A 12,061-nucleotide genomic window follows, 5' to 3' on the forward strand; every position below is an offset into this window, starting at 1 on the left:
AATTTTCGGGTAAGAACGTACATTTTAGAGAGTTAAATGAATTCAAATATAATTTTTACGGATAAGCAAGACGCTACAGTTTCTCTAGCTTCTTCAATTCATAAAACCACTTGTCCTTATTGTGGTGTAGGTTGTGGAGTATCAACCACGGTTGTTGATAATAAAATAGTCGCGGTAAAAGGTGATGAAAATCACCCATCAAATTTTGGACGTTTGTGTGTAAAGGGCTCTTCGTTACATGAAACGGTTGCTGATACAGGGCGAATTTTAACCCCTAAAGTTTTTGGTAAAGAAGCCTCGTGGGAAGAAGCAACATCAACCGTTGCCGAGCATTTTAAACAAACTATTGCAGAACACGGCCCTGACTCTGTCGCTTTTTATGTTTCTGGTCAAATTTTGACAGAAGACTACTACGTTGTTAATAAATTAATGAAAGGCTTTATTGGTTCAGCAAACGTAGATACAAACTCTAGGTTATGTATGGCTTCTGCCAGTGTTGCCCATAAAAGGGCGTTTGGAGAAGATGCTGTACCTGGTTGTTATGAAGATTTAGAACAAGCAGAGGTTATTTTTATTGTTGGTTCAAACCCTGCTTATGCTCATCCTATTGTTTACCAACGTATTGTAAAAGCTAAAGAAGATAACCCTAAGCTTAAAGTGGTGGTTATTGACCCTAGAGCAACAGCAACCAGTAAAAATGCAGATCTGCACATAAAGTTAAAGCCGGGAGCTGATGCTTTTTATTTTAATGGCTTATTAGCCTTTTTAGCTGAAAACAATGCGATAGATACTGATTATATTGAACAATATTGTTTAGGTTATAGCGAAGCACTCGATACCGTAAAATCACAAATGCCTACCTTAGAAAATGTAGCAAAAGCGTGTGATATTGAACCCGAAACACTACTTGAAAGCTACCAGCTTTTTGCACAACATAAAAAGGTTGTGAGCATGTTTTCAATGGGCATTAATCAATCATCTTCAGGGGTTGATAAAGGCAATGCTATTATTAATTGTCACTTAGCTTCGGGGAAAATAGGTTATGCGGGCGCAGGACCTTTTTCTATTACAGGTCAGCCAAATGCTATGGGCGGGCGTGAAGTTGGTGGGCTGGCTAATCAATTAGCGGGTCACATGCACTTTGAAAATCCTAATGAAATTGATTTGGTTCAACGCTTTTGGAATGCGCCTAATATGGCACAAAAACAAGGCTTAAAAGCTGTTGACATGTTTGATGCTGTTAATAGCGGTAAAATCAAAGCTATTTGGATCATAGCAACCAATCCCGTAGTCAGTATGCCTAATGCTAATGTAGTCAAAAAAGCATTACAAAAGTGCCCTATGGTGGTGATAAGCGAAAGTTACGAAAGTGCAGAAACCGTTAACTACGCTGATATTGTGTTACCTGCAACTACTTGGGGCGAAAAAGAAGGCATGGTAACGAGCTCAGAACGTACCATTTCTTTACAAAAGTCTTTGGTAAGTGCACCGGGTATGGCTAAAAATGACTGGGAAATTATCAGCTTAGTTGCCCAAAAAATGGGTTTTAGCGATGCCTTTACCTATAAACATGCACACGATATTTTTAAAGAGCATGCTGCATTATCAGGTTTCGAGAATATCTCTACCGATGAAAATACACATAGAAGCGATACTGAGCATAGAGTACATCGAGCTTTTGATATTTCGGGCTTGGCTAATATATCGTTAGATGCGTATCGTGATTTTACACCAACCCCTTGGCCAATTAATGCAGAAAACCCGAAAGGGACCAAACGTTTATTTACCCAAGGCGGGTTTGCTACTAAAACAGGTAAAGCTAATTTTGTTCCTGTTGTTGCTAAATATCCGCAAGTGGTACCTAGTGCCAATCAAGTGATCATGAATACCGGACGTATAAGAGATCAATGGCATACCATGACACGTACAGGGCGAGTGCCTAAGTTAATGACGCATCTAAGTGAGCCTTTTATACAAATTCATGCTGATGACGCAATGCGGTTGAATGTGGTAGATAAAGAACTACTTCAATTAGATAATTTAGGTTCATCTTATATTGGTCGAGCACAAATAACAGATGAACAAAGAGTCGGTGAAATATTCGTTCCTATTCATTGGAATGATAGTTTCTCTAAATCAGCTAAAGTTTCAGCTTTGGTCAGCTCTATTACCGATGCATTATCGGGGCAGCCTGAGTTTAAACAGTGTCCGGTTAATATAAGTGCTTTTAACGCTAAATGGTCTGGTTATCTGGTTAGCTCAACGCCAGTAAATTTAACTACTGACTATTGGACTATGGCAACAATAGAACAAGGGGTTAAATACGTAATAGCAGACAAGCAAGATTTACCTTATTCAGCAGATAATAGTGAAGCGTTTTTACAAGCACATTTTCCTGATGTTTCTGATTGGCTGGTTTTAAAAGATGATAAAAGTCATATTTTAAGAATAGCGGGATTTGTTGATGACGTACTCACATGCTTTTTTGCTGGCGGTACGGACCTATCAATAAAATACAGCACGCAGTTTATTGAGAAACAAATAGGGCAGAAGCATAACCCTAAAACACGATTTAAACTTTTATCAGCCTTAGATTCAGATGGTTCGTTAGATGTAGGTGAAATTATATGTTCGTGTTTTCAAGTAGGCAAAAAAAACATTAAACAAGCTATTGCGTCTGGAGATTGCTCGTCTGTTGAAGCTTTAGGTAAGCAATTAAAATGTGGAACAAATTGTGGTTCGTGTATTCCCGAATTAAAGGCTTTTTTTTAGTTCTTGAGTGCGGTGTTCTTAAAGGAGTGATATCCATGAAACTTAATGGAATTGTTATTACTCCTTTTGTTCCTTCAGCTTAGTTCGGTAATTATTGGCAACAATTTTAATAATATCTCGCCAAGTAATAATACCAATAGGTTCATTTTTTTCGTTCACTATGGGTAAACAAGAAATGTGATTGTCGTCAAACAGTAAGGCCGCTTCGTTAAGTGAAATAGATGATTTTGCCGTTACAAGGTTTCTACTCATAATTAAATGGACTTTTTTGTGTAACAAAAAAGTATCTTTAGCAGTTTCTATACGAGTGCCTACAGATGGGCTTAAGTGTTTAAATATGTCTCTGTCAGTAATAATTCCCATTAATTCTTTATTATGGAGAATGAGAATGTGATGAATGTTTTTTGCATCGATGATCTTTTTGGCTTTTTCTAAATTGTCATCCATATCTAAGGTAATTAAACTACGCGACATGACAGTTTCTACACTCATAAGCTTGTCCTTATTTAATTAAGCTGTAACAAACAGGTCTTAATATATTCTATATTTTAGTATACTAGGCAAATAAATACTAAATCATTATAGGTAAAAGATCGTTATGACAGATCAACAAAATATTATCAAAACATTTATGACTGATGTAAAAGTCTCTCAAACCTTATGGGCTTTAAAGGAACCCGAGTCAGAAAACTATGTGGTACTAGACTCAGTTAACTTTGAAAACACAGAAGTAATGCCTTTGTGGTCAAGTGCTGAACTTGCGCAAAACCATTGCTTTGAAGAATGGGAAGACTACCAGCCAACAGAAATTTCAGTTGCTGAATGGATGGAGTTTTGGATTGAAGACCTAAATGAAGACAATATTATTATTGGACTTAATTGGCCTGAAGAGGGCGATTGTGTAGAAGTTGAATTGGCTGAATTTACACAACTACTTTCTGAAGTTGAAGTTTATAAATAAATATAAACAAATTAGCTCTAAAACTTATTAGGTTATAGGGCTCATTTTTATCCAATCTTAATTCTTGTAAACACATCTGTCACAAAACTGTAATATTAATGACATATAATTTAATTTGAACTTAATATTTATAGTAGATAAAGGCAGATTTAGTGGCTCTAGCATTTAAATCAACTGGCACACGTCAGCTTAAAAACTCTTTAGCAAAATGGTTAATTACACTCGGTGGTATCAGTGTGTTATTTACCCTTGTGCTAATTTTTATGTATTTACTTTACGTAATTAAACCTGTTTTTGACTCAGCAACTGTAGAACAGACCTCTCAACTTTCTCTTACGTCTTCAACCAAAACATTAAGTGTTGGTGTTGATGAACTAAAAGAAGTGGCCTATCAAATTAATGAACTAGGTGATATTCGCTTTTATCGTTTAACTGATAAAAACGGATATAAAACAGGAAGTCAGTTGTTTTCACAGCAATTAATTTCTAACGGTGGTGAAGTTAAACACATTGTTGATTCAGGCATTAATTACAAACTGATTGTTGACTCAAATAACAATAACCTAGTTATTGCTCCTAAGTTTCAATCTGTTTACACCGCTGACAGCCGTGAGATTATTGCGAGAATTGATTACCCGTTAGGAGAAGAACCGCTAGAGCTTGACGAAAGCAATGCAGGTTTCTCTAAAGTTGCTTTTGCAATGAACTCTGAAAAGGCTGTGTTTGTTGCAAAAACAGACGACGGCCGATTAATAAAAACCACATTGGTATCAGAAGATAGTTTTGATTATGACCCCGCTTTTGAAACTGTTTTTCAAGAGATAGAGTTTTATTCAAAAAAAGTTGATGAAATTCTGATTACACCTGACTTATCGTTAGCCTTTGTTCAAAGTGGCAATACTATATCTGTATTTGAATTAGACGATGAATACAGCGTTACTTTAAAAACGGAAATAAAACCTAAGAAAACCATTACCTCTATGGCATTGCTTTCGGGTAGTAGCTCTATTCTCATTGGTGACAATAAAGGAAATATTAGTCAGTGGTTTGAAGTGGCTGGAGACAGTGGTAGAGACTTTCAAGAAATACGCTCATTTAACAATAGTACAGGTGAAGCTGTAGCAAAAATTTATACTGAGCAATTTCGCAAAAGCTTTTACGGGATAACGGCTACAGGTGCCGTTGATGTGTTTTATACAACCAGTGAAGCGCAATTATGGAACGGAAAACTCGTTAATACGCAACCTGATGCTTTTGCGGTATCACCAAGGTCTGACGCGATTATTACCGTTAATAACAATGAGCTAAAAATCTTTTCAGTACACAACGAACATCCTGAAGTAACGTGGTCTGCACTATGGAAGGAAGTATGGTACGAAGGGTATGCTGAACCTGATTATATTTGGCAATCTACATCGGGAACGGACGACTTTGAAGCTAAATTTTCTTTAGTTCCTATTTCTTTTGGAACCATTAAAGCGGCATTTTACGCCATGTTATTTGCAGTACCAATTGCATTAACCGCTGCCATTTATACCGCATATTTTATGACTCCGGCTTTACGTAAAAAAGTTAAACCTACTATTGAATTGATGGAAGCATTACCCACCGTTATCTTAGGGTTTTTAGCTGGACTTTGGTTAGCACCACTGATTGAAGACTACTTACCTGCAATATTCTTAATGGTGATCTTCTTACCTCTATCGACCCTTATTGCAGCGTTTGCTTGGTATAAATTACCGAAAGAACTAAAAATTAAAATACCTGAAACTTTAGCTCCGGTAATTTTAATTCCTGTTATTTTAGTCTCGGTTTACTTTGCTTTTGCGTTATCACCCGTACTTGAATTACATATGTTTGGTGGCGATGTTCGTCAATACATTACGAATGAATTAGGTATTAGTTTTGACCAACGTAATGCATTAGTTGTGGGTATTGCTATGGGGTTTGCGGTAATTCCTACTATTTTTACTATGGCTGAAGATGCAATTTTCAGTGTTCCTAGGCATTTAACCAGCGGTTCATTAGCGTTAGGCGCTACACAGTGGCAAACCTTAATTAAAGTAGTTTTATTAACGGCTAGCCCCGGCATTTTCTCAGCGTTAATGATGGGGCTTGGTCGTGCGGTGGGTGAAACCATGATTGTACTCATGGCAACAGGTAATACCCCAATACTTGATTGGAGTATTTTCCAAGGCATGAGAACACTAGCGGCTAATATAGCGGTAGAAATGCCAGAGTCAGAAGTGGGTAGCTCGCACTACAGAATTTTATTCTTAGCTGCATTTGTTTTATTCGTGTTTACTTTTGTAGTTAACACACTTGCAGAATTTATTCGTCAGCGTTTACGCGACAAATATAGCTCGTTATAAAGGCAAGTTATTAGGTAAATATGATGAAAAATAGTAATAAAGAGCAACAAAATATGAATAAATGGTTTCGTTCAGGATCACCTTGGATATGGTTGTCAGCCGGCGGTGTAAGTATCAGCTTAATTTCAGTATTAGGTTTGTTATGGCTTATCGCTTCTAAAGGTTTATCTTACTTTTGGCCAGCCGATATTTATGAATTTAAGTCAATAAACGATAAAGGTATTCACGGTACAGTGATTGGTGAAATATACGATCGTGAATTTATTCCTGCCTCTCAATTAGCACATACGGCAATTAAATTAGCGCCGGGCCAAGAAACAGTAGAGCGTTTGCTCGTTAAAACAGGTAACCGTGAGTTAGTAAGCTTAGATTTTAGATGGTTATTAGTACCAGAAATTCAAACAACAACTAAGCCTGAAGAAGTTGTTGTTATTGAACGTAGAACCAATGGTAACTTTTATGGTTATATAGAATCCGTTATTTTAGAAGGGAAAGAAGTCGATATAACTCGATTACCTGAATTACTTGAGCGTGTAGACAATTTTCAAGAAGAAATTGATTCACTACAAAAAACTCATATTGGGGCTATTAACTACAACATTGAGCGTACTCGTTTAAAAGAGCGTAAATATAAGCTTGATAACGAATTAACAGACGATTTAGCGAAAGAATTAAATAGCGAAGTTGCAACATTACAAGCTGAATATAAAGTACTTGAAGCTGAATTAATGGGCTTGCGTGAAGAAATAGCACGTGACCAGTTAGTGGTAAGAGCTATGGATGGTCAAAAAGTTACTATTAACTTTGAGCACATTCTTAAAGTAACTTATAACAACAAGCTTAACTTTTTTGAAAAGTTTTTAACCTTTTTAGAACAAATTAGCGCATTTTTAGTTGATGACCCAAGAGAAGCTAATACCGAAGGTGGCGTATTTCCAGCTATTTTTGGTACGGTGCTAATGGTGCTGTTGATGACTGTTATTGTTTCACCATTTGGCGTTATTGCGGCTATTTATTTACATGAATATGCGGGTAAAAATGCATTAACTAAATTATTACGTATTGCTGTAATTAACTTAGCGGGTGTACCTTCAATTGTATATGGTGTGTTTGGCTTAGGTTTCTTTGTTTATATGGTAGGGGGCAGCTTAGACCAATTGTTCTACCCAGAAACATTACCAAGCCCTACATTTGGTACGCCAGGTGTTATGTGGTCGGCTATTACGCTAGCGATATTAACGCTACCTGTTGTTATTGTATCAACAGAGGAAGGTTTAGCGCGAATTCCATCAGCAATGAGGCACGGTAGTTTAGCTCTAGGTGCAACAAAAGCAGAAACCTTATGGCGAATTATATTACCTATTGCTAGCCCAGCAATTATGACGGGAATTATTCTAGCGATTGCTCGTGCAGCGGGTGAGGTTGCTCCTCTTATGTTAGTAGGAGTTGTTAAAATGGCACCTAACTTACCATTAGATGGCAATTTCCCATTCTTACATCTTGATAGAAAGTTTATGCACTTAGGTTTCCATATATACGATGTAGGTTTCCAAAGTCCTAACGTAGAAGCGGCAAGACCACTTGTTTATGCAACCGCTTTATTACTCGTCACAATTATTGTTGCTTTGAATATGACCGCTGTTTCTGTTCGTAACAAATTACGAGAGAAATACAGAATGTTAGAACATTAAGCTTTTAACTTTCAGTACCGGTAAAAAATTATTTAAACAATTTATTTATATGAACAATGGAGGGACACCTCCAAAATGAGAGAAAAATATGATCTCTGTAACACCAAAAGCTTTAATTGATAGCCCAAATAAAATTGACTTAGCAAACTTGTCACCAGAGCAAGTTGCGTTAGAAATCAAAAATCTCAACCTTTTTTATGGTGAAAAACAAGCACTACAAAATATATCTATGGCGATCCCAAAAGGCCAAGTAACCGCCTTTATCGGCCCAAGTGGTTGTGGTAAATCTACGCTATTACGTTGTATTAACCGTATGAACGACTTAGTTGATATTTGTAAAATAACGGGTGAAATTAACCTGCATGGCGAAAATATTTATGGTCGTCATGTTGATGTAGCTGAGCTACGTAGAGCTGTTGGTATGGTATTTCAACGACCTAATCCATTTCCAAAGAGCATCTATGAAAATGTTGTTTATGGCTTACGTATCAAAGGCGAAAATAATCGTAGAGTTTTAGACGAAGCCGTTGAGCAAGCATTAAAAAGCGCCGCGCTATGGAATGAAGTTAAAGATAGACTACATGACAGTGCATTAGGTTTATCAGGTGGTCAACAACAACGTTTAGTTATTGCTCGTGCAATTGCTATTCAACCAGAAGTATTGTTGCTAGATGAACCCACGTCTGCACTTGATCCTATTTCAACGCTTACCATTGAAGAGTTAATCAATGACTTAAAGCAACAGTTTACTGTGGTTATTGTAACGCACAACATGCAACAAGCTGCTCGCGTATCAGATCAAACTGCTTTTATGTACATGGGAGACTTAATTGAATACAGTGATACCAACACGTTATTTACGACGCCTTCTAAAAAGAAAACAGAAGATTATATAACCGGTCGTTACGGTTAAAGTTGGTCTATCTTTAATAGAGATAACTAGTAAATTACATTATTCAATAAATACCATAAATTATAAAAGGTGAGGCATGGACAGTTTAAATATAAGTCGTCATATATCGGGACAATTTAACGAAGATTTAGAACGCATTATTAATCTTGTAATGCAGATGGGTGGTTTAGTTGAAAAACAACTAAATGAAGCCTTAGAGTCGGTAAGTCAAGGTGATGAAGACTTAGCTAAAAAAGTACTTTCAAATGATTATCAAGTCAATAACCTTGAAGTTGTTATTGATGATGAATGTACGCGTGTTATAGCTAAGCGCCAGCCTGCCGCAGGCGATTTACGTTTAGTGATGGCGATCATAAAAACCATCGCAGACTTAGAACGTATTGGTGACGAAGCTACAAAAATAGCAAAGGTAACGCTAGAGAGTTTAACCAGTAAGCATAAAGAGCTTTTACTAAATTTAGATAATTTAGGTCGTAGAGTTTTAGAGTGTTTACAACTTACACTTGATGCTTTTACGCGTATGGATGTGGAGGCGGCATTCAAAATTCATCAAATAGATGAAAAAATAGATCGTGAATATGAAGCGTTAATGCGCCAATTAATGACCTATATGATGGAAGATCCTCGTTCGATTCCTCAAGTGATGAGTGTTATATGGTCTGCAAGGGCATTAGAGCGTATTGGCGATCGTTGTCAAAATATATGTGAGTACATTATTTATTTTGTAAAAGGTAAAGTTGTGCGTCATACCAGCGTTGAAGATATGAAAAAAATATAATTTATTTAACTCATTTAATAATTTGGTAACTTATATTAAATAAGTTATCCCCACACTTTAAATTAAAGGTCTTTATTTTATCGTTGTTCGTCGACAAAGCATTTGCTAATTATAGCAAATAAGTTAATATCCGCCGCGAATTACAATAAAGAGAACCCTTTACTGGAAATTATTATGGCCAGAAACACAATATTAGGTGTCTTTGCTAAGTCTCCTATCAAACCACTAGAAAAACACATCAGGTTGGTTGCTAAGTGTAGTAAACAACTCATTCCTTTTTTCAATGCTTGTACCGCACTCGACTGGGACAAAGCTGCTGAAATCCGAACTAAAATATCAACGTTTGAAAAAGAAGCTGATGCGTTAAAGCGCCAAATCAGGTTAGGGTTACCGGGTGGTTTATTTATGCCCGTTGAACGTACAGATTTACTTGAGCTACTCTCTAAGCAAGACAAAATAGCAAATAAAAGTAAAGACATTGCAGGGCGTGTTTTAGGGCGTAAAATTGTTATACCTGAATCGTTACAAGTGTCTTTTATTGCTTATTTAGAACGTAATTTAGATGCTATTGAAAAAGCAACGGAAGCGATTAATGAATTAGATGATTTATTAGAAACCGGCTTTAGAGGTATTGAAGTTGAGTTGGTTGAGAAAATGATCCTTCAATTAGATTTAATTGAAAATGACACTGACTCAATGCAAATCAAGATTAGACAAGAATTATTAGCAATTGAAGCCGATTTAAACCCCGTAGATGTGATGTTTTTATATCAAATCATCGACTGGGTGGGCGAACTTGCCGATATAGCGGAGCGCGTAGGTGCTCGTTTAGAAATTATGTTGGCGAGAAAATAAGGGTTAGTAATGGATATTTTAATTTCGAGTGGCTCAACTCTCATCATAATGGCTGCAGTTGTTGGCTTTTTTATGGCGTGGGGCATAGGTGCTAACGATGTTGCAAATGCAATGGGAACCTCTGTTGGCTCTAAAGCATTAACCATTAAGCAAGCAATTATTATTGCGATGATTTTCGAATTTGCAGGTGCTTATTTAGCTGGTGGTGAAGTTACATCGACTATTCGTAAAGGTATTATTGACTCAAGTTATTTTGTTGATTCGCCTGAATTACTTGTATTTGGCATGATTTCAGCTCTTTTTGCTGCGGCAACTTGGTTATTGATAGCATCAATACTTGGCTGGCCTGTTTCAACGACTCATTCAATTGTTGGCGCTATTATTGGTTTTGCTGCTATTGGTGTGAGTCCTGATACTGTTGCTTGGGGGAAAGTAGGAGGTATTGTAGGTAGTTGGATAGTAACGCCTCTCATATCGGGGGTCATTGCTTTTGCTATATTTAACAGTGCACAAAAACTCATTTTTGATACAGATAACCCTTTAAAGCAAGCTAAACGTTATGTGCCTTTTTATATGTTTTTAGCAGGCTTTGTATTAGCGCTAGTAACCATTAAAAAAGGTTTAAAACATATTGGTTTAGAAATTGGTGTGCAAGAAGGTTATATTTACGCGATTATTGTTGCACTCGTAGTCGCTGTTATTGGTAAAATATTTATCTCTCGTCTTAAGTTTAACGAAAAAGCAGCTAAAACAACGCTTTATGCTAACGTAGAAAAAGTGTTTGCTGTTTTAATGATAGTAACAGCATGTTGTATGGCATTTGCTCACGGTTCAAACGATGTAGCTAACGCTATAGGGCCACTAGCAGCCGTTGAAAGTATTATTAGTAATAATGGTGAAATAGCTAAGAAAGCCGCTATTGCTTGGTGGATATTACCACTCGGTGGCTTTGGTATTGTTGCGGGTCTTGCATTATTTGGACACAAGGTTATTGCAACTATCGGAAACGGTATAACGCATTTAACTCCAAGTAGAGGATTTGCTGCAGAATTAGCTGCGGCTTGTACTGTTGTTATTGCTTCAGGTACAGGGCTTCCTATTTCAACAACGCAAACATTAGTTGGTGCAGTATTAGGTGTAGGAATGGCGCGTGGTATTGCTGCTATTAACTTAGGTGTAGTGCGCAATATTGTTATTTCATGGGTTATTACGTTACCAGTTGGTGCTGGGCTTTCAATCCTATTTTTCTGGATACTAGAAGCTTATTTTACTTAATTGTAGTGATTAACGTGCCAAGCTAAGTTATTAGGCTGGTTTTTAACAAACGTAAAAAAGCCCCGATAATTTATCATTATCGGGGCTTTTTAATAAATACTAATCTATTACGTACGAGCAGTAACTTCTAATAAATGGTAACCAAATTGTGTTTTAACAGGACCTTGAACTTTGTTAAGTTCTGCACTGAATACTACTTCATCAAACTCAGGTACCATTTGACCACGACCAAATGAGCCTAATTCTCCACCTTGTGCTTTAGAGGGGCAATTTGAATGCTCTTTAGCAACTTTAGCAAAGTCTTTACCTGCTTCTATTTCTGCTTTAAGTGCTAAACATTCTTCTTCAGTATCTACTAATAGGTGACGAGCTGACGCTTGACTCATAAACTTTCCTTAAGTGTTATTTTATAATTAGTCGAACAATATCGTAATTTTTCGATCA

10 protein-coding genes are annotated in these 12,061 nt (G+C 36.7%); 8 read left to right on the forward strand and 2 right to left on the reverse strand.

Annotation, left to right across the window (positions count from 1 at the left end):
* Positions 1-36 precede the first annotated feature (36 nt).
* Complete coding sequence (locus AC0L5Q_RS19725; protein WP_473613250.1) at positions 37-2,772, forward strand: nitrate reductase; 2,736 nt, start codon at positions 37-39, stop codon at positions 2,770-2,772.
* A gap of 57 nt (positions 2,773-2,829) precedes the next feature.
* On the opposite strand, the gene AC0L5Q_RS19730 is transcribed toward AC0L5Q_RS19725, so the two are convergent.
* Positions 2,830-3,264: a CBS domain-containing protein gene (locus AC0L5Q_RS19730; RefSeq protein ID WP_473613251.1), complete on the reverse strand. Its 435-nt coding sequence runs from the start codon at positions 3,262-3,264 to the stop codon at positions 2,830-2,832.
* 106 nt (positions 3,265-3,370) lie between these two features.
* On the opposite strand from AC0L5Q_RS19730, the gene AC0L5Q_RS19735 reads away from it, so the two are divergent.
* The 7 genes from AC0L5Q_RS19735 (at position 3,371) to AC0L5Q_RS19765 (ending at position 11,617) form a co-directional block, all read left to right on the forward strand.
* Complete coding sequence (locus AC0L5Q_RS19735) at positions 3,371-3,733, forward strand: DUF2750 domain-containing protein (RefSeq protein WP_473613252.1); 363 nt, start codon at positions 3,371-3,373, stop codon at positions 3,731-3,733.
* 263 nt (positions 3,734-3,996) lie between these two features.
* The gene (locus AC0L5Q_RS19740) at positions 3,997-6,105 is read left to right on the forward strand and encodes an ABC transporter permease subunit (protein ID WP_473618338.1); all 2,109 of its coding nucleotides are present in this window, start codon (positions 3,997-3,999) and stop codon (positions 6,103-6,105) included.
* 53 nt (positions 6,106-6,158) lie between these two features.
* Positions 6,159-7,796, forward strand: a complete 1,638-nt coding sequence (gene pstA, locus AC0L5Q_RS19745) for a phosphate ABC transporter permease PstA (RefSeq protein WP_473618339.1) — start codon at positions 6,159-6,161, stop codon at positions 7,794-7,796.
* Positions 7,797-7,884: 88 nt separating this feature from the next.
* The gene (pstB, locus tag AC0L5Q_RS19750; RefSeq protein ID WP_473613253.1) at positions 7,885-8,709 is read left to right on the forward strand and encodes a phosphate ABC transporter ATP-binding protein PstB; all 825 of its coding nucleotides are present in this window, start codon (positions 7,885-7,887) and stop codon (positions 8,707-8,709) included.
* 76 nt (positions 8,710-8,785) lie between these two features.
* Positions 8,786-9,487: a phosphate signaling complex protein PhoU gene (gene phoU, locus AC0L5Q_RS19755; RefSeq protein ID WP_473613254.1), complete on the forward strand. Its 702-nt coding sequence runs from the start codon at positions 8,786-8,788 to the stop codon at positions 9,485-9,487.
* Positions 9,488-9,661: 174 nt separating this feature from the next.
* Complete coding sequence (locus AC0L5Q_RS19760; protein ID WP_473613255.1) at positions 9,662-10,342, forward strand: TIGR00153 family protein; 681 nt, start codon at positions 9,662-9,664, stop codon at positions 10,340-10,342.
* A gap of 9 nt (positions 10,343-10,351) precedes the next feature.
* Entirely contained in the window at positions 10,352-11,617 is a 1,266-nt protein-coding gene (locus AC0L5Q_RS19765) for an inorganic phosphate transporter (RefSeq protein ID WP_473613256.1), read from the forward strand.
* A 107-nt stretch (positions 11,618-11,724) separates the two neighbouring features.
* Here AC0L5Q_RS19765 and AC0L5Q_RS19770 read toward each other — a convergent pair whose 3' ends face one another.
* Entirely contained in the window at positions 11,725-12,003 is a 279-nt protein-coding gene (locus AC0L5Q_RS19770; RefSeq protein ID WP_473613257.1) for a peptidylprolyl isomerase, read from the reverse strand.
* Positions 12,004-12,061 lie beyond the last annotated feature (58 nt).

This window comes from Pseudocolwellia sp. G5-9, assembly GCF_055808995.1.